This is a genomic window from Paenibacillus sp. 01T47, from assembly GCF_056398245.1.
On record NZ_JBFTPA010000017.1, the window covers coordinates 122106 to 146432 of the forward strand.

Sequence of the window (24327 nt, forward strand, 5' to 3'; positions counted from 1 at the left end):
ACTTCATTTGAAACCTATGTTAAATTAGAGGGAGTAGATACCGTTTGCATTTCTAGACATAAATAGAAAGAGTGAAACTTGGATGGCTGATGATCGACTGGATGATAAGCTTAGCAAAATGATTGATGTAGCAAGGCTGTATTATGAACTGGATTATAATCAGGAAGAAATCGCTCAGAAGCTGGGGGTATCGCGCCCTACGATATCAAGATTTTTACAGCAGGCGAAGGATGAGGGGTATGTTCAAATAAAAATCGTACACCCGAACGAAAACAATTTTGTTCTGGCGAATCGATTGGAAGCGAAGTTTGGGCTGAAAAAAGCGGTTATCGTTTCTGTGCCTCAGTATGAGGACAGCATCGTAAAAAAGTATATTGGCGAAGCGGCAGCGAACTATTTATACGATACGGTAAAAGATGGCGATATCATTGCGACAACGTGGGGAACGACGCTCTTTCAAATGGCTTCTCAGCTTAAGGATAAGCCGGTTCGCGACGTAAAGGTCGTGCAGCTCAACGGCGGGGTTAGCCATTCGGAAACCAATACATACGCTTATGAAATTGTTCATTTATTCGGCAAGGCTTTCCATACGATACCTTACTTTATTCCGCTGCCGGCGCTTGTTGACCATGAGGTTGTGAAGCGGACGATTGAATCGGATCGCCATATCCGCAATATTTTGGAGCTAGGGAAGCTTTCTAATATTGCCGTTGTAACCGTAGGAGCACCTACGGATGATTCTGTATTAATTAGAGCCAATTATTTCACAGATTCAGATCTGGAAATTATTCGCGAGAAAGCAGCTGGCGATATATGCTCACGCTATATCGATATTACAGGCAATATTTGTTCAACACTCATGAACCAGCGCACGATTGGAATCAGTCTCGATGAACTGAAACGCAAGGACCAGTCGATACTTGTGGCAGGCGGAGCGAAGAAGGTAGATGGCATTTATGGCGCGCTGCGCGGCGGCTACACGAATGTACTCATTACCGATCAGTTTACAGCGAGGTATTTATTAGAACGGGATGTGTAGACATCCCATAGAACAAACGAGGGGATCTTAGCTGCAAAGCGGCAAATAAGATCCCCTCGTTTTTCTTCCTATATCTCTTATTGAAGTGCAAATCGCTCAGCGGAGTCAACCGTATGCTTCAGAAGCGTGGCGATCGTAACAGGACCTACGCCTGCAGGCACAGGGGTGATCGCACTTGCTTTTGCTAGGCATGCCTCGTAGTCAACGTCCCCAATATTCCCTTTGTTGTACCCTGCATCAAGTACTACAGCGCCATCGCGAATCCATTCGCCTTGAATAAAGCTTGGTTTGCCGACTGCAGCAACGACGATATCGGCAAGACGCAATAGCTCCGCTAAATTTTCTGTTTTGGAATGACAGGTTGTTACGGTTGCATTGCGGTTCAGCAGCATCTGAGAAACGGGTTTGCCTAGAATCGGGCTTCGTCCAACGACGACGGCATGTTTGCCTTCGACCTTGATTTCATAGTAATCAAGAATAGCCATAATAGCAGCAGGGGTACATGACGGATACTGGGCATAACCAAATGCATTTTGAGCAAAACCTAACGCGGTTACACCATCAACATCCTTATGGATACTAATCGCTTCAAAGGCAGCACGCTCATCAATTTGATGCGGTACAGGGTGCTGCAAGAGGATGCCGTGAATAAGCGGGTCTTCATTAAGCTGCAAAATAACGTCAATTAAATCATCCGTTGAAATGTTTTTGTTCAAATGAATACGTTTGGAATCAATGCCAAGCCGCTTGCATGCATTGCCCTTCATTCGAACGTAGGTTTCAGACGCAGGGTCATCGCCCACCAGTATCGTCGCTAAGCATGGAATGATTCCCCGCTTGCTAAGAATCTCAACTCTTTCTTTCAGCTGCTCTTTAATCGCATCGGCCACAATGGCTCCATCCAAAATCAGTTTCTCGGTCATCTTCTACCTCAGCCCCTTATAAATAAATGTTAAAAAAACATAAAAAGGCAAGGGGTATGTCCCCTTACCTTTGCCCAGGCGTACGGCTAATGATCTGTGCGCTTCCTCATGGTTGCCCATGTTCCGCCAGTTACGCACAGCTTTTAAATGGTATTTTGATTTTAACAGGTGGAAAGTTCAAAAGCGAGTCATTAACATTATTTTATGATTATTTAGGTGTAGAAACGAGAGGATGGATGCTATAATTACTTTATCAAGAGGGAGCGGGTCGCGCTGCCCTCTTTATTGCAGTTTGCGCAAAATGATGGGAGATTGAGGTGGTAAGTTGTTAAAGCTCACTAGATTTTTGAGGAAATATTGGCTGAGCGCTGTGCTGGCACCGCTGTTTATGCTGCTAGAGGTGGTCATGGATTTGCTGCAGCCGCGATTCATGGCGAGCATTGTGAATGAGGGCATTATAGCAGGTGATCTCACAGCAATCGCGAGCACCGCGCCCAAAATGCTGATCGCCGCATTGATCGGACTAATCGCAGGTGTCGGCTGCACGGTGTTCTCGACGATAGCATCGCAAAACTTTGGGGCTGATCTGAGGCAGGAGCTGTTTCAAAAAATACAGTCGCTGTCGCTTCGATCGCTTGACCGTTTTGGTTCAGGCTCCATCGTGACGAGACTGACGGGTGATGTCACACAAATTCAGAACTTAGTATTGCTGCTGCTCCGCGTATTTGCACGCAGTTCATTCATTATTATCGGCAGTCTGATCATGGCTTTTGTCATCAGCCCGCGCCTGTCTATTATTTTGCTCGCAATGATACCCTTATTAGCTCTCTTCCTCATCATTACAACTCGGATTACCGTCCCTTTGTTTTCAATGATGCAGCATCGGCTTGATCAAGTGAATACCGTTATGCAAGAAAATTTGTCCGGTATCCGCGTTGTGAAAGCATTTGTTCGGTCCGATTACGAGGAAGAACGTTTTAATGAAACAAACTCAAATCTACTGCATGCCAGTCTAAAAGCAGCTAAGATCGTTGCGCTTAATACGCCGCTTGTGTCGATCATTCTTAATTTTAGTATTGTAGCTGCATTATGGTATGGGGGAATGCTCTCTGAGCACGGGGCGCTGTCAGTGGGAAGTCTCGCCGCCTTTTTAACTTATATTACACAGCTTCTCTTTTCTACTCTAGGACTAGGAAATCAATTGATTGCAATCTCTCGGGCCAAGGCTTCTGCTGATCGCATCAATGAGATACTGGAGGTTCCGGCAGATAAATGGACAGCTGAACGAAAAGCTAACGAGCAGTCCAAAAAAATTCAAGCTGGCAGAATAACTTTTGACCATGTGAGCTTCGGCTATGAAGGCTCGGAGAAAAACATACTTCACGACATAGATCTGAATATAGAGCCGGGCGAGACGATTGGGATCGTAGGGATAAACGGCTCAGGAAAATCAACGCTGGTCAGCCTCATTCCAAGGTTTTATGAAGCGACAGAGGGAATGATCCGCATTGATTCCTATCCGATTAACGAGATCGCTTCTGCAGAGCTGCATGGCCAAATCGGAATGGTGCTCCAGCAGGCGCATCTGTTCAGTGGAACCATTCGTGACAATATCAGCTATGGCAAGCCGGATGCGAGTCAGGATGAAATAGAGGCAGCAGCCAAGGCAGCTGAGGCTCATGCATTCATTATGAAGCTGGAGAATGGCTATGATACGCTGCTTGGCCAGCGCGGGGTCAATCTGTCCGGCGGCCAAAAGCAGCGGTTGTCCATTGCTAGGACGTTGCTGCTGAAACCCAAAATTGTGATCCTTGATGATTGTACAAGCGCGGTTGATTTGAGAACGGATTTACTCATACGCAAATCGTTGCAAGAGATTATGAAGAGCAGCACTTGTCTTATCATTGGTCAGCGAATTGCATCCGTACAGCAGGCAAATCGGATTATCGTGCTTGAGAATGGTCGAATTACAGCCATTGGCACGCATCAGGAGCTTCTTGAACAAAGCAAGCTATACCAGAAAATGGCCTTTTCCCAGCAAGGAGCTTGATAGATGAATCATACGCTAACGACATTAAGAAGAATCGGCACTTATTTACTTCATGGGCGGGCTAGACTGCTAGCGGTTATTGCACTCACGATAGCTGCAGCAGGACTTACGCTTGCAGGTCCTTATTTTCTTGGCAAGGCTTTGGATGATTATATTATTGCGAAACAATATAACGGTTTGCTCCAAATCTGCCTGCTTATGCTCGGCATCTATGCGGCTGGCAGCTTAGTTAGTTGGCTTCAGGCCATTTACTTAGCTGAAGTATCGCAGCGAACTGTGTGGAGCCTTCGCAAGGAACTATTCAATCATTTGCAAAAGCTGCCTATTCCATTTTTCGCGAGTAAAAATCACGGTGAGCTCATGAGCCGCACAACCAATGATATTGATAATGTAACGAATACGCTGAACCAAAGCCTGATACAAATTATATCAAGCGTCATTATGCTTGTGGGTTCGTTCGCGATGATGCTTTTCTTAAATGTGTGGCTCACACTCGTTACACTCGTCATCATCCCGCTCATCGTTTTCGTTACGAAGCGAATAGCAAAGATTACACAGCGGCAGTTCAAAGGGCAGCAGCAGGTACTTGGCGGACTGAACGGTTTTATAGAGGAAACGGTATCCGGCCAGAAGGTTGTGGCTCTGTTTCATCAAGAGGAGCGAATGGCCGAGCAATTCAGCGCCGCTAATGCCAAGCTGAAGAAGGTAGGAACTAAAGCTCAAATTTATTCGGGTACGATGGGCCCGTTCATGAACATGTTTGGTCATATCAGCTATTTAATCATTGCAGGAGTCGGCGGCTGGCTGGCAATTCATGACCATGCAACAGTGGGCGTCATCATAAGCTTCCTCGGTTACTCGAAGCAATTCTCAGGCCCTTTGAATGAGGTCGCCAATCAATACAATATGATTCAGTCGGGGGTAGCAGGCGCGGAGCGGGTGTTTGAGATGATGGATATTCCATCAGAATATGAAGAACCCGAGTCCGTGAAAGAGCTGGAATCGATTGGCGGCAAGGTAGAGTTTCGCGATGTGCGGTTTGAATATAACGACGGAACCGCAGCGCTTAATAACATCTCCTTTATTGCTAAGCCGGGAGAAACCGTTGCGCTAGTGGGTCCAACTGGAGCGGGCAAGACTACGATCATTAATCTGATTGGGCGATTCTATGAGATCAAGGACGGTCAAATACTGATTGATGACGAAGACATCTGCACGATAGACAAAAACAGCTTGCGCAAACAGCTAGGAATCGTGCTGCAGGATGCCCATTTGTTCTCGGGTACCATTCGTGAGAATATCCGCTATGGCAAGCTGGATGCTACCGATGAAGAGGTGGAGGAGGCGGCTGCCCAAGCGAATGCGAATAGTTTCATCACGAAGCTTCCGCTAGGCTATGAGACCGAATTGACAGCGGAAGGCGGGAACATAAGCCACGGGCAGCGCCAGCTTATCACGATTGCTCGGGCCATTCTTGGAGATCCTGCGCTGCTTATACTCGATGAAGCAACGAGCAGTGTAGATACGCTGGCTGAGCTCCAAATTCAAGAAGCGATGAAGAAGCTGCTTAGCGGCAGAACGAGCTTCGTTATTGCGCACCGACTCAGTACCATTCGAAATGCGGATACCATTCTATTTATTAAAGATGGTGAAATTGCGGAGCGCGGTACACATGATGAGCTGCTTGCGAAAAAAGGGTTGTATGATCAACTGCATGGCAGTCAATTTTTACAACAAGTATAGACGTACTGTCTCATAAAGGTCATATGAATGTGGTACAATGAGACGAGCGATACAATTAGGAGATGACTAACGATGACAGAACAACTGAACGAGCAAGAACTTTTGCAGTATATAGCAAACGAAACAAACGCGGATGAGAAGCTGATTAAGCTTGTATTAAAGCATGAGCAAGCGTTCATCGGCAGCGCGAAGGAAGATAAAAATGGCGAGGTAGATATTGACGGCGACGAGCTCGTAGATTATGTACTGAGCCGTCCTGATGTAAAGTCCAATGAGCTGGTCGTGGAATCAATCTTGGACGCTGAAATGGATTATTTGATGGACAAAGGCCTTGCAGGTTACGTAGACTAATTTGTGAGCATAAATGTAAGACTATGAAGGACTGCTTCCAAGCGCATGTTGGCTGAAGCAGTTCTTCTTTTGTTGGAAAGTTTACAATATTTTTGTAAACACTAGCTGAAAATAGATGTTTTGCACGGTTATTGCGACGGAATAAGGACAGGATAGTACAGCATATGTTCTAAACGAGGTACATGCGTTTTTGAAAAAAATGCTTTTTTATGCTAAAGTTATAGGATGAAATCGGGAAAACGGAGGATGGGCAGTTGGCAAAAACGCATAAGGGGTTATCATCTTTAGAAATTTTTAAGCGGTTTATTTTTATCTCGATTGGTTCGATTTTAATGGGCGTCGCACTCGAATTGTTTCTCGTTCCGAATAATGTAATCGATGGTGGCATTGCCGGTATATCGATTATGTTGGCGCACCTCACATCGCTTCCACTCGGCGTGTTCTTGTTCGCAGTGAACGTACCATTCCTAATTCTTGGATACAAACAAATTGGGAAAACGTTTGCGATCTCAACCCTTTATGGCATTATCGTCATGTCGATCACGACATCATTGCTCCATCACGTTGAAGCATTTACAGAAGAAAAGCTGCTTGCTGTTTTGTTCGGTGGTCTTATTCTCGGTGCAGGAGTTGGTCTTGCGATACGTTTCGGCGGCTCGCTGGATGGCGTAGAAATTGTATCGATCCTGATTTCGAAGAAAATGCGTATGCCAGTCGGACAAATTATCATGATATTTAACGTTATTATTTTTGTAATTGCGGGATTTGTGTTTGAATGGGATTCAGCCATGTACTCGATGTTTACATATTATATAGCGATTAAATTAATTGATATCGTTGTGGAAGGTCTCGATGAGTCGAAATCGGTAACGATTATTTCTTCTGAATATGATGAGGTATCGCAAGCGATTATTGACCGTTTAGGTCGTACAACGACATTGATCCAAGCGCGCGGCGGCTATTCGAAGGATGAAACGCAAATGATCTATTGCGTCGTATCCCGACTTGAGCTTGCGAAGCTCAAAGCTATCGTGCAATCCATCGATGAGAATGCCTTTATTGCTATCGAGCATGTATCCGACGTCATGGGCGGCGGATTCAGCAAAGGCAGCATCCACTAAGGTATAACAATAAAATCCGGCTGCGACGTCAGAAGTCGCGCAGCCGGATTTTTTTATATTATAAGCTTGTCGAAATAGATGGATCATTCACAGGCCTAGCGAGACCCTTGTCTTTTACACATAGCAGGAACAAGAGCGCAATAACCATGCCTCCTGATGAGAAATAGAACAGCACGGAATAACCAAGCAGATCAATCAATCCGCCCATGAGCGGCGGTGAAGCGATAGCAGCAAGTGAAGAGATTAAGTAATAGATGCCTGTCCGTGTACCGATGCTTTGCTCTTTGCCGAGCGAAACGATAAACGGATAGGAATTGATATTGATCATCGCCCAGCAGATGCCTCCGACAATAAGCAAGGTACGAAGCGGGAGCAGCGCGTCTGCGAAAGAGATCGCTGCAAAAATTACGATGAGGCCAATAACCCCTAACGTGATAATAAGCTTTTTGCCGAAGCGGTTGCCAAGCAGTCCGCTTGGAATGGCGGCAGCTACAAAAGCGAGTGAGAAGAAGGCGAGCGAGAATGATGATTGGCCTTCGGTCAGCTGTAAGTGCTTTGTGCCGTACAGAGTAAAGAAGGCTTCAACCCCTTGATAGGAAAGAAACCAGAAGAAAATTGCACCAAGTAAAAAGATCGTAGGACGGTTCCATTGTTCTTTGAACGATATTTTTGTTGTCTTCTCAGCAGGCGAGTAAGAGAGCGCATCACGTTTTTCTTTTATGTTATTCAAGAGAATGACTAAACAAATGAGCGTTAAAATGGATGCAACTAGAAAAGGGAGTGAGTGATGTTTCTCATATAGAAACGAGCCTCCTGCGAAAGCGATAATGGAGCCGATCCCGCCCATGAAGTTAATAATGCCATTTGCTTTTGTACGCTTGCTGTCATGAGTGATATCGGGCATAAGCGCGACAGTCGGGGAGCGGTACAGGCTCATCGACAGATTCATAAGCACCATAAACAATACGAGCGTGAGCAAGCTTGTGTGCCAAGGGATGAGCGCACCGAACAAGGCTGCAAGTGGCATGCCGATGAGCAAATAGGGCATTCTTCGGCCAAGGCGCGTGTTTGTGCGATCACTGCGGCTTCCAATCCATGGCTGCAAAAAAAGAGCAAAGTAATTATCGATCGTCATCATGAATCCAATCAGCGCCGTACTCGTCAAAAACTTATCGAGAAAAAAGGGGACGAATGCGTTGTAAAGCGCCCATGTAATGCTGATGCTAAAAAAACCGAACCCGAGCAGCCATGTTTTTTTCATACCGCTTATGCCCCTCTCCTTAATAGCACCTCAGCCAATCGATCAGGATAATCCGTAATGATTCCGTCTACACCTGCGTTAAGGAGTCGCTCCATCTCTTCCGCATCGTTAACCGTAAACGGATGGTAGGCAATGCCATGTGCAGCGGCGGTAGCTGTCCATTCTGGCGTTACAGCGTATTTGAAAGGATGCAGTGCATCAGCCTGAAGCGTCGCCGCATATTCCCAAGGACGATAAAGCCCTTCCATATACAGAACGCCGGTACGAATTTCAGGTGCCAGCTGCTTGCAGAGCAAGAGCGAATAATGATTGAAGCTGGATAGAATGATGCGATCAGTCATTCCGAAGGCTCGGACCATGTCAATTACCTTTTGCTCCAAACCTGGATACTGGATGATACCGTTTTTAAGCTCGATATTTAAAATGATATCCGTATGACGGAGAAGCTCAAGAAGCTGCTCTAAAAGTGGGACTCGTTCGGCTTGGAAGGCGGGGTCAAACCAGCTGCCAGCATCGAGTGACATAAGCTCCTCGTATGCTGTATCCTTTACAAGCCTGTTCAAGCCGGTTGTCCGCATTAGTGATTCATCATGAATGATAACGATTTGGTCGTCCTTCGTTAGTTGAACATCAATTTCGATGCCAGTAGCACCTAGCTCAATGGCTTTCTTGAATGCAGCGAGCGTATTTTCGGGACAATAACCGCTTGCTCCGCGATGGGCGAAATTAATAATAGTTTTAATAACGATTCATCCTTTCTGCACAATAGAGTCTATTACTAACTATATAGAAGTAATATTATGGCTGTGTCAAACACGAATAAAAAGTGGGCTCCGGAATGATTCCAATAAGAGTTAAGCGAAGCGGTAATACAGGAGGAGGTAGGTAGCTAGTACGAAAATAAAATTAAGCGGAACAAACACCATTTGCGTGAAGGTCGTGCGATAAACGGAGAGCGGTTTCTTATAGATGCAAGCGCCTTCGATAATAAACAAAAGCAGTACGATGTGAATCATAAAATGACCAATCAGCTCTTTCATGCCAAAAAGCATCGTTGCTGAAATGAAAATAAAGGTTAGCACCACAGACAACATTCGGTTCAAAATACCGATTACGAGTAAATAACCGACGACGAACTCAATAAAACCAGCCATGATGATAAATAGCGAGATATCAAAACCAAACGTGGGTACGTGATGTTTAATAATAATATCTTCTGCCATTGTCGGGTAAATCCATTTTTCTACGGCGACCCAGCAAAGCGATAAGCCTGTTCCCAAATAGAGAAGGGGGAATCCCCATTCGGATAGTTTAGTTCGCTCGAGCAGCAGGGCGCCGATAATGGCCAAATAAAAACCATAATCAAGCATATGAAATATTCCTGCTTCAATGCCTGATTCAATGAATAGAACGAGCATCACAAGCGCACCAATTTTTGTTGCATAATGCCGCGGAATAAGCAGTAATATGATTGCAGTCCACATTAGGATCGTTTGCCAGCCGTCTGTAAGCTTAAATTCCAGTGCGAAGCGTGTTCCGGAAGCTGCTTGAATGAGAAGAGCAGCAGCTGTGCCGTACTTTAGGATGGGTAAGGAATATCGCCGGAGCTTAACGAGCTGACGATCCACTTTTGTAGACAAATTTGAGCTCGATAACTCAGGAAGGAACTTGGTTAGCACAGCGAGCAGAACGGTAATAATCATTGCCAGCTTCATAAAAAAAGGAGAAAGAATGGCGGCAAGCGGTTGTTTCTCCGCGATGATGTCTGTAAACCATTTGACATGTGCATAATAATCCATTAACTGATATTCCTCCGATTCGATGTGGTTTAGGATGAACACGAGGATGATCGTAGCATAATAGAGAAAAGAATAAAAGTGTAATATAAGGGATAAATTTACATTATTAAAAAGAGTATTTACATACCCCTTAGGGGTATGATATGATGAATTTATCAAGTAATACCCCATGGAGGTATGCGAAATGGACAATGAAGCAATAATCGATGGGAGTCATGAGCATTCCCATCCACCGGATGACTGCTGCGACCCAAACGGTCCGCGTAAGAGTCATCACTCCTCACAAATGAAGGACAATTTAACAAAGCGCTTGAACCGAATTGAAGGACAAATTAGGGGCATTAAGGCGATGATAGAGAAGGATACGTATTGTGATGACGTGCTTAATCAGATTGCCGCAGCACAATCCGCTTTGAACAGTGTCGGCAAGCTGCTGCTTGAAGGACATATGCGAAGCTGCGTAATTGAACGTATTCAAGCAGGCGAAAGTGAAGTTATCGATGAATTGCTCATTACCGTTAACAAACTAATGAAATAATAGACGGAGAGGGGATTTTAATGATGGCAAACGCAGTATTGAAGGTAGAGGGCATGACATGCGGTCATTGTGTCAGTTCGGTTGAGAAGGCCGTTGCAAATGTAGGAGCGGTAGGCAAGGTAGATTTGGCAAACAAGAAAGTAACAGTCGATTTCGACGAATCGAAGGTTACGATAGAGGCAGTAAAAGCAGCGATCGAGGATCAAGGATACGACATCGTATAAAATAAAGCAGGTAGGGGCTGAATACAGCCCCTCTTTTTTTTGGTTCTGATTTCGTTTATTATGAAAGCAATAAATATACGTTTATATTAACGAAGTGCTTTTAAATCTTTAATTTGCTCTGTGTGCCGCTGCTCATGCAAATATAGCAGTTCGATCCATTGATCTAAAGGTAAGTTACCAAACCTCGGGTGATTCACTGCTATTTCCTCCACAATAGATTTATCCTCAATCTTACCAAGAACATCCATTAATTTAATTCTTGATTCGCTTAATAATTGAATGATATGTGATACTTGAAATGGTCCTGAATCAGGTTCTGAAATTTGGGGAGCTTGATACTTCACCGACTTATCCAACACAATTTCAATAGGCTGACGTTCGGTTTTGGTTAAAATCTTTTGCTTAAGCCCGAACATAATGGCCTTTCTAAACAAGTTTTCCGTTTTCAATAAATGATGGCAAACCTGAGCTATACTCCACATTGAAGTTTCAAATGTACGATTGAATTCATCGTCATCTAGGCATGATATTTCATTTAACAATTTCTCTCTAGTTGTAAATAAATACTCATTAAAATCATCCATCTGATCCTCTCCTTAAGCGGATGGTAATATCTACTATAATCATATAACAAGGTACTATGACTTGGTACTATTTATTACAATATTCTAAGCACTGGGATAACGCATACTATCGTCCGTTAGCAGGATTGAGGCTGAGGTCGATGGGCAATAATGGATGAGATTAGATTTTAAAGCATGAGGTGAATGGTTATGAATAAATCGGCTTTGCATGCAAAAAAGTATCGGAAGCGGACAGTAACTGCGGGAATCATAATTCTTAGCTTGCTTGCGGCGGGCTGCGGAAGCCCGGCAGTCAGTGATCATTCCCAGCATGCTGTGAGCAATGTTGCTGTCACTGATGAACATCGTGGTCATACGGCTAATGCACAAGGCGATGAGATGGAACATGATACTTCGGAAAATCATAGCGGCCACAACCGCTTAGAACAAATGTCAGCGGCCGATATTAAGCTGGAATGGCGTTATTCGCCGGTGCGTCCTGGTCCTGGGAAGGAAACAAATATCGAGTTGTTTCTTTATGATCATGCGGGAAAGGCGATTGAAAAATATGAAGTCAATCATGAGAAGCTCATGCACCTCATTCTCGTAAGCGAGGATTTGAAGGACTTCATGCATATTCATCCTGAGTATAAAGGGAAAGGTAAGTTCGAGGTAGCTGCATCCTTCAACAAGAGTGGAAACTATAAGCTGTACGCAGATTTTATTCCGACAGGTTCTCCGCAGATGACGGTTGCGTCCCATCTACAGGTGTCAGGAGCAAAACAAGCTCAGGAGCCGCTGAAGAAGGATAAAAACCTAACAAAAATCGTTGATGGTATTGCTGTCTCCTTGAAGATTTCCTCATTCAAAGCCGATCAAGAGACAGATTTGATATTCACGTTAAGCGATGAAAAAACGAAAGAACCGATTAGTGATTTACAGCCTTACTTAGGGGCTATCGGACATGTTGTTATTTTGAGCGAGGATAGGAGCCGTTACCTGCATGTCCATCCGAAGGATGACAACAGAAGTGGGCCGACCGCTGAATTCTCCACTCGTTTCCCTGAACCGGGTTTATATAAAATGTGGGGGCAATTTCAGCGTGGAGGAAAAACATTTATTGTTCCATTTATCATTGAGGCAGAGTGAAAAAATGATCAACATTAAATATTTATATAAATGCTAATCACTCAGAAATGGGTGATTTTTTTTGTGCTTAAACATGAAAAACGAGGCAATCCAGCGGGTGTTAAGCAGATTGTAACTAAAAATGCAAATCAGCATTGAAAAAGTTGAACGAAAATTTTGCTTGAATTGAATTTTAGTACTTGAAAACGTAAAAATACGTGTTAAACTAAATCATGTAACATAATCATTAATCGATTAACATAATGGTTATTTCTCATGGGGGTGAAGCTTGAGCTGAACAAGTTTACATATGTTTTAATGCATGAATATAGGTTCGCGCTATACGGTTAATAAATTAACTAGAATATAAGCAAACTGGGCTGTTAAGTCAAGAACTGCTTATGTTTGATTCAAAACAGAAGCTGAGCAGTGAGAGCAAGCTGGAATTGTTTAAGCTTTACAATGCTGATAACTAGAGGGAGTCATAGCAGCAAGAGAAACAAAAAAATAGAAATCGTTTTTGATGCCTGCAAAAAAATGCTTCTGATTAACAAATGTGTTAAACACTGTTTACTCATCTATGAACCATAATCAAGCAAGGCATTAATGACTATATCCTTTAAGGGTTAAAATGTAAACGCTTTATTCAAAATTACGGAGGAGGCTTTTTTAAATGAAAAAGTTAACAAGCACTTTCATTTTTATGTTGGCTCTTATTATGCTCGTAACGGCATGCTCCAGCGGTGCAGGTAAAAACTCGGTTAATAATGGTAAAGAGAATACGCCTGCGAATACGGAAGGCAATAAGGAAGCGTCTACAAATGAGCCGGCTGCTAATAATTCTGAGCCTGATGGCGGGGCTGCCAAGTCCTCCATTGATCCGTCGATTGCAGGTGAAGTAACGTTCTGGACGTTCCTTGACAACAAAGAGAAGGATGCTGCGCTTCAAAAGGCGTTTAATGAAGTTTATCCGAATATCAAGCTGAAAACGATTTTTGTACCGTTCGGAGATTTGCACGATAAGCTGCAAACGACTTTGGCAGCTGGCAAAGGAGCGCCGGATGTTGCACTTGTTGAGCAAGGCCAATTTACACGCTATAGCACAGGAAATGTGCTGGAGGATTTGCTTCAACCGCAATATGATGCTGGCAAATATCAAAGCCTTGTATCGGAGTATAACTGGAACCGCTGGTCGTCCATTGACGGCAGCAAATTGTTAGGTATGCCGTGGGATGTTACACCTGCTGTAACTTACTACCGTGCAGACATCTTTGAAGAGCTGGGCTTGCCATCTGATCCAGCCGAGCTTGGCGAATACATTCAAGATCCAGACAACTTCTTCACATTAGCTCAAACGTTGAAAGCAAACGGAAAGTATTCCATGGAATGGCGTGATTCACCCGTTCACTGGTTAGGCGATTCACTTGGATACTACGACAGCGAAATGAACTGGGTTCGCAACACGGATGAGTTCGTAAAATTCCTCGATATTTCAAAACAAGTTAACCAATTGAAAATTGCTCCGCATGACGGCATCTACAGTGATAAAGGCAAGCAGCGCGTAAAAAAAGGCGAGTCCCCGATGTACGTAGCGGGAACTTACGGCGCACGTGATCTAGAAATCAACTTCCCGGATCAAAAAGGCAAATGGAAAGCTACAACAATGCCTTTTGGACTTAACGTAGGTATGGGCGGATCGACATTCGTCATTCCTTCACAAAGCAGCAATAAAGATGCAGCATGGGCATTCGTAGAATTTATTACAACGTCCGAAGCAGCTTGGAAACTATGGATTGAACAATCGGTTCAACCGGATTACAAGCATATTACAAGCCAAGAATGGTACCTGTCACATACAAATCCTTACCTCGGCGACCAAGAGGATTACAAGTTCTACAATGAGCTTGCCAGCCTCATTCCAATTAGACGTTTTACTCGTCTTGACGGTTTAGCATGGCCTTTATGGGTTGAAGGTGTATTAGCCGCACTTGATAAAAACGTTGATTCAAAAACAGCCATTCAGCAAACGCAAGAAAACATTGAGAACAAGCTGAAGGCCGAAAAGGAAAAACTGATTAAAGAGCTCGCCCAATAATTTTGCTTCCTTTATCAGAAAACCGAATCATCCTTCATTGAAGGATGATTCGGCATGATAACACAACGATACGTTTTAACATTTATCGCGAAACGATAGCTGCGCCGCCTTAAAATGACGCAAGCCGTTTACGCTAGTATGGCAAGGGGGTGCTCCTTGGTGATTCATTGGCTAAGCAAGTATAAGGTAACATTGGTTGTCATTGCCGCATTAGTCTGCTTCTTTTTATGGTGGAATAATTCAAGGGGCTACAACGATGATGCGATGGCTGGAATTGCGCTGGATGCTGGAATCGATCAATCGTCAATTTTGGAAGGTGAAGACGCCAGCAGCAAGCTGGAGCCGTCTTTTAATAAATATGTAGACAGCTGGAGTGAACAAGGAGCGTCAGATATGACGGATTTCAGCATCACGCTGTCTTCTACAGATTATGAGGGAATCAGCGAGTCAGGAACACAAATCGTTTCGGGCTTAGGTGACCAGTCAGGTCAAGCCTTGGCTCTTATAGATGAGGACAGCTGGGCGGATTATTCCTTTGAAGTGCCGCAGGATGGCTATTATCAAATGGGAATGAGCTATTACGCGATGGAGGGCAAGCGCTCATCCGTCGTTCGCAGCTTGCAAATTGACGGAAAATATCCGTTTTTCCAAGCGAAGAAGCTGGAATTCCAAAGGATGTGGAAGGAAGCCGGAAAAACATGGTTTGACAATCAGAATAATGAATTCAATCCACGCAGGGAAGAGACATTCGGTTGGCAATACCGGGAATTCCGTGATGCAGAAGGCAAAACGTACGAGCCGTTTCGTTTCTATCTGACAAAGGGCAAGCATACGCTGCGCCTTCAGGCGGTTAGGGAGCCTGCGGCAATTGGGAAAATTGACATTTACTCGCCGGTAAAGCTACCAACTTACGCCGAGGTTGCCAGCACATATGAACAGAAGGGCTACAAGAAAACAGCGGGACAGCTTATTAAGGCGCAGGCCGAGCTGTCGACCTTAAAATCCGATCCGACGCTGAAGCGTATCGAGGATCGCGAGCCGTTAACAGAGCCATTCAAAAAAGATTCTATTGTACTTAACACGTTCGGCGGCGCTAGCTGGCGAACGGGCGGACAGTGGGCGGAATGGGAAATTGAGGTGCCTGAAAGCGGTCTGTACGAAATCGGAGCACGTTATGGGCAATGGTTTCTTAACGGAATGCCAACACAGCGGACGGTAACGATTGACGGCAAGCTGCCATTTAAAGAAATGAATGAAATTTCTTTTCCTTATAAGGCGGAGTTCCAAGTTGCTAAGTTTGGCGGCGACAGCGAGAGCAATGAGCCCTATCTCTATTATCTAGAAAAGGGCAAGCATACGATTCGAATGGAGGTTCAGGTTGGTGCGCTTGGGCGAATGCTCGAGACGGTTACAGATACGACACGCAAAATGTCACTGCTCGGCCGTGAGGTTATTCAAGTTACGGGTACGAACCCCGATCCGAATGGCGACTGGCGCTTGGAGCAAAATATCGCAAACCTCGTACCGCGCCTGCAGCTTATGGCCAAGAGCTTCGATGATACGATCAAAGGCCTTTATGAGCTGGGCGTTGACAAGGGCAGCTCTGAAGTAAGTCCGCTTTACGAAGCGCGCGACGTGCTGCTCAGCATGTCTAACGATACAACCTCCATTCCAGGACGCATGCTGCAATTCAATGATTTGCAGGCATCGCTTGGAACATGGGTGAATGGGCTGAGCAAGCAGAGCTTGCTGCTTGACTATCTCATCATTAAATCGCCAGATACGGCATGGCCGAAGCCTGATGCAGGCTGGCTGGCAAGAACCGGGACGATGATTTACGACTTTACGAGCTCATTCACGAAAAACTACGGCGGTATCGGCAACGTGTATGAAGACGAGAAGGTGCTGGACGTTTGGGTAGCGAGAGGGCGCGACTGGGTCGACATTATTAAGCAAATGATTGATGAGGATTTCACCACAGAAACAGGCATCAAAGTAAATGTCAACGTGATTCCGGCTCAGCAGATGCAGGTGCTCTTGCTGGCAAGCACGGCGGGTTTAGCGCCAGATGTTGCGCTTGGTGTAGAGGGTGAAATTCCAATTGATTATGCTGTGCGCAATGGATTGGTCAACTTGGAGGAATACGACGATTACGATGAAGTGGCCGCTCGATTCAGGCCAGGTGCACTTATTCCTTACAAATATAATAACGGCAGCTACGCGTTGCCAGAAAATCAAAACTTCAACATGTTGTTCTATCGCAAAGATATTATGCAGCAGCTGGGCATCTCCGAGTCTAAAATTCCAGACACTTGGCAGGAGGTTATGGATCTTATTCCGATCCTGCAGCAAAACGGAATGGACTTTTTCTACCCGCATGCTCCGAATAATCCGGCGCTTGCGATTAATGAGTTTGCGCCGTTCCTGTTCCAGCAAAACAGCGAGTTTTACCGTGAAGACGGTAAATATTCGAACCTTGATTCGCCAGAGGCGATAAAGGCATTCAAGCTTTGGACAGGATTGTTCACGAACTTTAAAATTTCGAAGCAAGCCGATTTCTATAACCGTTTCCGTTCCGGCGAAATGCCAATCGGGGTGGCGGACTATTCCACTTACGTGCTGCTATCTACTGCAGCGCCGGAGCTTACAGGCTGGTGGGGCATGAAGCCGATGCCGGGCATCGAGCAGGAGGACGGGCAAATTAACCGTTCAACCGGCGGCCTCGCGCAAACGGGCATGATTTTCAAAGATACCGATATGAAAGAACAATCATGGGAATTTCTGAAATGGTGGACGAGTGCAGATACGCAGGAAAGATTCGGCTCCGAGCTTGAAGCGCTGCTTGGCGTAGAAGCAAGATGGAATACCGCTAATATCGAGGCGCTGAAGCGGATGCCTTGGCAATCCTCTGATATTAACGCGATTCTCGAGCAGTGGGAATGGTTCAAGGAGCGCGAGGTTGTCATTGGCGGTTACTACACGACCAGGCATATCGCGAATATTTGGAACCAAATCGTATTGAATGGCAAAATACCGCGTGAAGCGGTGGAGGAAGGCGTTAAGGAAATCGATAAGGAATTGCGCAAGAAGCGCGAGGAATTTGGTTTAAATGATGCGCCTGCATCTTCCAGTCAAGCAACTTCCAAAGGAGGCGACAGCCCGTGAAAATGAACACTGATTCAGCGGCAACCGTGGTCACTCCGGCAGCGGAACGCCTCCGCAAACCGAGCAAATTGTCTTTGCTGTGGCATGAAATGAAGAGAAACAGGGTTTCCTACCTGTTTCTCGCTCCATTTCTTATCCTGTTCACCTTGTTTACGATCGTACCGGTCGTCACTTCGGTTGTACTCAGCTTTACCTATTACAACATTCTGGAGGCGCCAAAGTTTATTGGTCTCTCCAATTACAAGCTGTTGTTTGTCGACGACGATATTTTTCTTAAGGCGATTGGCATTACGTTGAAATTTGCGTTCATTACAGGGCCAGTCGGCTATGTGATGGCGTTCTTGCTGGCTTGGCTCATCAGCCAAATTCCGCAAAAATACCGCTTCTTCTATACGCTTTGTTATTACACGCCGTCCATTACGAGCGCTACGGCGATGTCGGTCGTATGGCTCTACCTGTTTGCGGGCGACCGCAAAGGCTTGCTTAACTATTTTGCTTCGAAGCTGGGCATTATCGATGAGCCTTATTTATTTTTGCAAAATATTAATTCGATCGTACCCGTTATCATCATCGTCTCGCTATGGATGTCGATGGGGGTAGGGTTCTTGGCTTTCCTAGCCGGACTTCAGAACGTACCGAAGGATCTTTATGAGGCTGGGGAAATCGACGGAATTAAGTATAGATGGCAGCAGCTCATTTATATTACGGTTCCATCCGTAAAGCCGCAATTGCTGTTCGGCGCAGTGCTTCAGGTTGTTAGCTCATTGACCGTGTTTGATGTGAGCGTGCAGCTCGTCGGATTGCCGAGTCCGCTTTATGCAGGCCATACGATTTTGACACATTTATTCGATTATGCCTTTATCAAGTTTGAGATGGGTTACGCTGCGGCGATCGCGGTTGTGTTGTTCGTCATGATGATCGGACTAAACCGTCTCATATTCAAATGGCTAGGAAAGGACTGAACCGATATGACTGGCGCAGTGAAAGGCAGGAAGGATTGGGGAGGGTTTTTCCTTTATCTATTTCTAACGTTGTTCGGTCTCTTGATGCTTGCCCCTCTGGTTTATATGGTATCTACAGCCTTTAAACCAACAAGCGAGCTGTTCCTGTTTCCGCCGCGATTTTTCGTGAACAATCCGACATTAGTCAATTTTCGCGATTTATTGCTCATAACGGGAACGACAAGCGTTCCGTTCTCCAGGTTTATTTTTAACAGCTTGCTGATCAGCTCCTGTATTGTTGGCTTTGGCATTCTCGTATCGGCCATGGCAGCGTATCCGCTGGCGAAGCACAATATGCCGTTTCGCAGCGCTATATTCAACATGGTCGTACTTGCAATTATGTTCTCGCCAATGGTCGTGCAAATTCCGCAATATTTGCTCATTAGCAAAATCGGTTTGATCAATACGTATTGGGCGATGATTTTGCCGTATTTGGCGGCTCCGATAGGGATGTTTCTCATGACGCAGTTTTTGCGCCAAATCCCGGATGCTTTGCTGGAGGCAGCACGCATGGATGGCGCATCCGAGTGGAAGGTGTTCTGGGTTGTCGTCATGCCGATGCTGAAGCCAGCTATCGCGACCTTTGCACTATTCAGCTTTATATCAGCCTGGAATGATCCATACCCAGCAATGGTCTATACGACCGATCAGGATATGAAGTCGCTGCCGCTGGCAATCCAGACGTTAAGCGGTGGATACGGCGTCGTTGCGCGTGTCGGCACGCTTGCCGCGGCAAGTTTATTGATGATTGTGCCGACGATAATCGTCTTTATCGTAACGCAGCGCTTAGTGCTGCAAACGATGGCGCATTCAGGTCTGAAAGAGTAGGAGGACAACCGGGATGAAGCAGGTTACGATATTCCGATTCGTTGTCAGTACAGCTATCGCTTTACTGATGCTAGTTACAGCTCTACCTGTTCAAACGTTCGCGGCCTCTCCTTATGAAGGGTATACGAGAAATAAGCTGGGCCAAGATGTTCACTCGATCAACGGGTACATGTATGAGAGCTCAATTGACGGTTATAACCTATCAACTGGACCATTTAGCTCGCCAGAAGATATTTTCCTTGCTGACGATGGAACGATCTATATCGTGGATACAGGAAATAGCCGGGTCGTCCATTTGGATGGGAAGCATGAGGTGCTGAACATTTTCGGCGACGAAGAAGGCGACGGCAAGCTGAACGAGCCAAAAGGCGTTTACGTGAAGCAGGATGGAACCATCTATGTAGCGGATACCAAAAACCAACGAATCGCTATTTTTGATAAAAACGGGAAATTCCAGAAGCAGTTCGGCAAGCCTGAAAGTCCGCTGCTCGGAGCAACTTTCTCGTATTCTCCATCAAAGCTGCTCGTGGATAAGCGGAATTACATGTTTGTCGTGAGTGACGGAAACACACAGGGCCTCATTCAAATTGATCCAAATGGGCAATTTAAAGGGTTTTATGGTGCGAATCATGTAGGCTTCAGCTGGAGCAGATTGTTCGTTAAGCTCGTTGCAACGGAGGAGCAGAAGGCAAAATTGTCAGTCGTTAAGCCGCTCGAGTTCTCCAATGCGGTGCAGGATGAGGAAGGTTTCGTCTACACGTCCACACTTGGAACAGAAATGAACCAATTGAAGCGTTTATCGCCTGTTGGTGTGGATACGCTCAATATTGTTCCTAAAAGGTACGGTGGACGTTTTGATGCTGGCCCTTTCGAAGTACCGTCGTTTCTTGATCTAGCTGTAGATAAGGACGGTGTTATCACCGCACTTGACCTTCAGTCCAGCAAAGTTTATCAGTACGATAAGCTTGGGAATTTCTTGTTCGTGTTTGGAGGGCTCGGCGATCAGAACGGCTTGTTTATAACGCCATCAAGCCTTGATCAGTCAGCAGACGGCACGGTGTATGTGGTCGATAAAGGACGCAATCGCATCGATTTGTTCCGTACGACGCCATTTGCAGATCTGGTGCATGACGCATCGCGGTTATTCGTTGATGGACGATACAAAGAGTCGGAGGGAATGTGGAACGAGGTTTTGCATTTGAATGCAAACTTTGATCTAGCCTATCTCGCAATCGGCAAGTCTCTCTATAAAGCGGAAAACTATAAGGGAGCTATGGAGTATTTTGAGCTGGCAAGATCGCGTTACGATTACTCGGTCGCTTTCAAGGAATATCGAAAGGAATATATTAGAGAGCATTTTGCATGGATATGTTTAGCCATTATCGTGCTTATCGTGCTTTTGCGCTACATCATACCTTTTGTTTGGCGCAGAGCTTCTGCGATGCTGATAGACCGCAAGTCGGCTAAAGTGGTTCAGGTGAAGGGAGGAGTGCCTTATGATCGCAACGTTTAAAATGATGCGGCAGGTGCTCGTGCACCCGATCGATTTTTACCACGATATTCAGGAGCCGGGCCGCATTAAATGGGGGCAAGCGTTGTTCATCGTCGCGCTGGCTTATATCGCGAGAATGGTTGCCATTCTAATTACGGGGTATGCGTTCGAGACGAGAGAAACGTATGAGATCTCGTTTGTACATGAGCTGATATGGATCGTTGTGCCATGGGTAACGTGGACGATATCGAACTGGGGCGTCAGTGCGATTCTTGAAGGAGAAGGGAAATTTAAGGAAGTGTTTGTCGGCAGTGCATTTGCGCTGGTTCCTTATGCGATCTTTATTATCCCAATCACGCTGCTAACGAATATTTTGGGGCTGGATGAAAGCTCTATTTATTCGTTTTTAATCAATCTTACTCTTTACTGGGTAGGGTGGCTGCTCTTGCTTAAGGTAAGAATCGTTCATGATTTTGAGCTTGGCAAAATGATCTGGATTACGGTGCTGAGCATCGTCGGCATATTAATTATTTGGTTTATTGGCATTCTGATGTTTGGCTTAATCAATCAACTCCTTAACTTTATAATCGACATGTTCAAAGAAATAAACTTCCGAAGGTAGGTGGACGAGATGAGGAAACAACGAAAATGGCTTATTATCGTGGCATTGCTGCTCGTTGTCAGCATATTCCCTCACTTCGGGAGCGTGGAAGGCGAAACCCATGTTCAAGCGGAGGAAGACGCGGGCAATAGTGCGACTGCGACTGCGACGACTACGGATGAAGATGCCGCAGCGGCTTCGGATTCAACTGCAGCTTCGGAGGCTCCAGCAGAAGAGTCTGCTGCAGAGATCACTGCAGAGAACGCGGAGCCAGCTGACCAAGGCGAAGTGAAGCTGTATCCTGTATCTGCTACAAAGCAAATTGCGGAGAACGGCAGCTACAAGATGTACATCGACGATAAAACAGGCAATGTTCGCCTCGTTGACAAGCGAACCAAGAAAGAATGGCTGGGGACGCCGCAGCTACCTAGAACGACGATGCCTAATAATAAGAAGTTTATGGATGCCGCCGTTCATGTGAAGTATACAGAGGGCTCGGATACTGTACAAACGTACTTAGCAAAGGAAAAGGAAAACAAGCTGAAGATCGAGACGATTGATGGCGGGGCGAAAGTAACCTTCCAATTCGTGAAGGAAAAGCTGGAGTTTGCGATTGAATATCGCTTGAATGAGAAAGGCTTCGAACTTTCGATTCCGGAAGCATCCATTAAGGAAGCGGGCAAAGCAAAGTTTGTAAGTATTGAGCCGCTGCCATTCTGGAACGCTGCTGCGGATACGGAGGAAGGAGCGATTTTCCTGCCGGACGGCTCCGGCGCGCTTATGAAATACAGCGCGAAGCATCCGCAGTATTTTGCGGGTTACTCCGAAATGATCTATGGCGCCGACCCGGCTTATGTTACGCAATCACATACGGATATTGATCAAATGTGGCGGCAAAAGCTTGCTCCAAAAGAAATGGTTGCGCTGCCGGTATTCGGCAATTACCGCGACGATGTAGGCTCGCTCGGTATCGTAACGAAAGGTCAATACGATGCGAAGATTAATGGAACGCCGTCAGGCATCCGCGCGATCTCCTATTACCGGACGTCGGCGGAATTCGTGTACCGCTGGAGCGATGTTATTTTCATCGGGACATCGGGTGAAATCCCATTTTTCCAAGGCAACTGGATCAAAGGCGATCGGCAGCTGCGTTACGTACTGCTTCAAGACAAGGAAGCTGATTACGTCGGGATGGCACAGGCATATGGCAAATTTCTGAAAGAAGAGCAAGGAGTTAAGCCTTTGGAGCAAACGGCAGTTCCCTTTAAGGTGAAGCTGCTTGGCGGTATTTTGCGTGATGAGGTGCTTGGCAATACGTTCATTTCGATGACGACATTCGATCAAGCGCGTGAAATTATTGATGCTTTTCAGAAAAAAGGAATCGCGAATTTAGAGCTTACGTTTTCCGGATGGTCTGATGATGGTTTATATGGCGATCAGCCGGATCACTTTCCAGTGGAGAAGAAGCTGGGCGGAGCAAAGGATTTGAAGGATCTTGCCGCCTATGCCGCTAATAAAGGGGTTTCGCTTTATTTGGAAGCAAACTATGCTCGCGCCATCGCGGATAGCGACGGCATGAAGAAGTCAAAGGACGCCATTCGCGGCATGGATCGTGAAGTTGCGCCAAGTACGGACTATTATATTGGAAGCAGATGGAATGACGACAGCAGACTTTATTATTGGATGAAGCCAGAGCGTGTTATTAGCAAACATCTGAACAAAGAGCTGAAGGATTATTCGAAGCTTGGCATTTCTGGTGTCCATCTTAGCTTTTGGGGAAATACATTGTACTCCGATATCGATCCGAAGTCGCTGACAACGCGCGGCGAGACAGCATCAGCTTGGGTGAAAGCTGCGGATGCCATTCGGGAGACTACTGGCGGAGCGTCAGTCGATTATGGATTTGCTTATATGCTTGGGCATATTGATGGCATTAGCGGTGCACCGCTTGATTCCAGCCATTTTATTTACAATGACGAGACAGTTCCTTTTTATCAGATTGCGGTACGCGGGCTGGTGCCTTATACGGCGAATCCGATCAATTTGCGAAATGATGCCCAGAACGAGCTGCTTCGGATGGTGGAGTATGGTGCGCTGCCTAGTCTAGAGCTGACTTATGAGCCTACGACGAAGCTTCAAAGAACGCTGGAGGATCGGTTATGGAGCTCCGAATATAGGACATGGATTGATGACGCCGTTCAGCAATATAACGAGCTTGATTCTATTTACAAAGCGATTGCTAATCAGACGATTGCTGATCATGAGAAGCTGAGCAATAACGTTTATCAAACAACGTATGCGAATGGAACAAAGGTTATTGTCAATTACGGCAGTGCTTCAGCGACGGTTGACGGCTTATCTATTCCTGCGGCAGGATATCTCATGCAGAACGGAGGGAAATGAGC

20 protein-coding genes and 1 riboswitch are annotated in these 24327 nt (G+C 45.6%); of the genes, 15 read left to right on the top strand and 5 right to left on the bottom strand.

Features of this window, described 5'->3' with window-relative positions; all coding sequences use genetic code 11:
- Positions 1-82 precede the first annotated feature (82 nt).
- Positions 83-1039, top strand: coding sequence for a sugar-binding transcriptional regulator (locus AC1DOV_RS26480; protein WP_477510397.1), 957 nt, complete (start codon positions 83-85; stop codon positions 1037-1039).
- A gap of 77 nt (positions 1040-1116) precedes the next feature.
- Here the strand turns inward: AC1DOV_RS26480 and AC1DOV_RS26485 are convergent, their stop codons facing one another.
- Entirely contained in the window at positions 1117-1962 is an 846-nt protein-coding gene (locus AC1DOV_RS26485; protein WP_477527826.1) for a bifunctional 5,10-methylenetetrahydrofolate dehydrogenase/5,10-methenyltetrahydrofolate cyclohydrolase, read from the bottom strand.
- A 65-nt stretch (positions 1963-2027) separates the two neighbouring features.
- A riboswitch (ZMP/ZTP riboswitch) is annotated at positions 2028-2106 on the bottom strand.
- Positions 2107-2287: 181 nt separating this feature from the next.
- On the opposite strand from AC1DOV_RS26485, the gene AC1DOV_RS26490 reads away from it, so the two are divergent.
- The 4 genes from AC1DOV_RS26490 to AC1DOV_RS26505 all read left to right on the top strand — a co-directional run bounded on the left by AC1DOV_RS26490 (position 2288) and on the right by AC1DOV_RS26505 (position 7227).
- Positions 2288-4012, top strand: coding sequence for an ABC transporter ATP-binding protein (locus AC1DOV_RS26490; protein WP_477510399.1), 1725 nt, complete (start codon positions 2288-2290; stop codon positions 4010-4012).
- 3 nt (positions 4013-4015) lie between these two features.
- Positions 4016-5755, top strand: coding sequence for an ABC transporter ATP-binding protein (locus AC1DOV_RS26495; protein WP_477510400.1), 1740 nt, complete (start codon positions 4016-4018; stop codon positions 5753-5755).
- 72 nt (positions 5756-5827) lie between these two features.
- Positions 5828-6106: a hypothetical protein gene (locus tag AC1DOV_RS26500; RefSeq protein WP_076267180.1), complete on the top strand. Its 279-nt coding sequence runs from the start codon at positions 5828-5830 to the stop codon at positions 6104-6106.
- Between the two features lie 254 nt (positions 6107-6360).
- Positions 6361-7227 (top strand): YitT family protein, encoded by an 867-nt coding sequence (locus AC1DOV_RS26505; protein WP_339204879.1) that lies wholly within the window; start codon positions 6361-6363, stop codon positions 7225-7227.
- 58 nt (positions 7228-7285) lie between these two features.
- On the opposite strand, the gene AC1DOV_RS26510 is transcribed toward AC1DOV_RS26505, so the two are convergent.
- The 3 genes from AC1DOV_RS26510 to AC1DOV_RS26520 form a co-directional block, all read right to left on the bottom strand.
- Positions 7286-8488 (bottom strand): SLC45 family MFS transporter, encoded by a 1203-nt coding sequence (locus tag AC1DOV_RS26510; protein ID WP_477551438.1) that lies wholly within the window; start codon positions 8486-8488, stop codon positions 7286-7288.
- Positions 8489-8493: 5 nt separating this feature from the next.
- Positions 8494-9231 (bottom strand): glycerophosphodiester phosphodiesterase, encoded by a 738-nt coding sequence (locus tag AC1DOV_RS26515; protein ID WP_477510422.1) that lies wholly within the window; start codon positions 9229-9231, stop codon positions 8494-8496.
- Between the two features lie 111 nt (positions 9232-9342).
- Positions 9343-10287 (bottom strand): hypothetical protein, encoded by a 945-nt coding sequence (locus AC1DOV_RS26520; protein ID WP_477510402.1) that lies wholly within the window; start codon positions 10285-10287, stop codon positions 9343-9345.
- A gap of 184 nt (positions 10288-10471) precedes the next feature.
- Here AC1DOV_RS26520 and AC1DOV_RS26525 point away from each other — a divergent pair, with 184 nt between their 5' ends.
- A complete protein-coding gene (locus tag AC1DOV_RS26525; protein WP_441882687.1) occupies positions 10472-10825 on the top strand; it encodes a metal-sensitive transcriptional regulator in 354 nt (117 codons plus the stop codon).
- A gap of 23 nt (positions 10826-10848) precedes the next feature.
- Positions 10849-11049, top strand: a complete 201-nt coding sequence (locus AC1DOV_RS26530; protein WP_054023077.1) for a copper ion binding protein — start codon at positions 10849-10851, stop codon at positions 11047-11049.
- 86 nt (positions 11050-11135) lie between these two features.
- Here the strand turns inward: AC1DOV_RS26530 and AC1DOV_RS26535 are convergent, their stop codons facing one another.
- Positions 11136-11633: a DinB family protein gene (locus AC1DOV_RS26535; protein WP_477551439.1), complete on the bottom strand. Its 498-nt coding sequence runs from the start codon at positions 11631-11633 to the stop codon at positions 11136-11138.
- 189 nt (positions 11634-11822) lie between these two features.
- Here AC1DOV_RS26535 and AC1DOV_RS26540 point away from each other — a divergent pair, with 189 nt between their 5' ends.
- From AC1DOV_RS26540 to AC1DOV_RS26575, 8 genes are all read left to right on the top strand, one after another.
- Complete coding sequence (locus AC1DOV_RS26540) at positions 11823-12761, top strand: hypothetical protein (protein WP_477551440.1); 939 nt, start codon at positions 11823-11825, stop codon at positions 12759-12761.
- 652 nt (positions 12762-13413) lie between these two features.
- Positions 13414-14835, top strand: coding sequence for an ABC transporter substrate-binding protein (locus AC1DOV_RS26545; RefSeq protein ID WP_441882681.1), 1422 nt, complete (start codon positions 13414-13416; stop codon positions 14833-14835).
- A gap of 159 nt (positions 14836-14994) precedes the next feature.
- Positions 14995-18000, top strand: a complete 3006-nt coding sequence (locus AC1DOV_RS26550; RefSeq protein WP_477551441.1) for an extracellular solute-binding protein — start codon at positions 14995-14997, stop codon at positions 17998-18000.
- 2 nt (positions 18001-18002) lie between these two features.
- On the top strand, positions 18003-18962 hold the full coding sequence (locus AC1DOV_RS26555) for a carbohydrate ABC transporter permease (RefSeq protein ID WP_076267399.1): 960 nt from the start codon (positions 18003-18005) through the stop codon (positions 18960-18962).
- Positions 18963-18968: 6 nt separating this feature from the next.
- A complete protein-coding gene (locus AC1DOV_RS26560; protein ID WP_256710834.1) occupies positions 18969-19829 on the top strand; it encodes a carbohydrate ABC transporter permease in 861 nt (286 codons plus the stop codon).
- Positions 19830-19842: 13 nt separating this feature from the next.
- The gene (locus tag AC1DOV_RS26565) at positions 19843-21342 is read left to right on the top strand and encodes a hypothetical protein (RefSeq protein ID WP_477551442.1); all 1500 of its coding nucleotides are present in this window, start codon (positions 19843-19845) and stop codon (positions 21340-21342) included.
- A complete protein-coding gene (locus AC1DOV_RS26570; RefSeq protein WP_477551443.1) occupies positions 21326-21943 on the top strand; it encodes a YIP1 family protein in 618 nt (205 codons plus the stop codon). Before AC1DOV_RS26565 ends, AC1DOV_RS26570 begins: the two co-directional genes overlap by 17 nt.
- Positions 21944-21952: 9 nt before the next feature.
- Positions 21953-24325 carry a DUF5696 domain-containing protein gene (locus tag AC1DOV_RS26575; RefSeq protein WP_477551444.1) on the top strand — a complete coding sequence of 791 codons (2373 nt, stop codon included), beginning with the start codon at positions 21953-21955 and terminating at the stop codon, positions 24323-24325.
- Positions 24326-24327 lie beyond the last annotated feature (2 nt).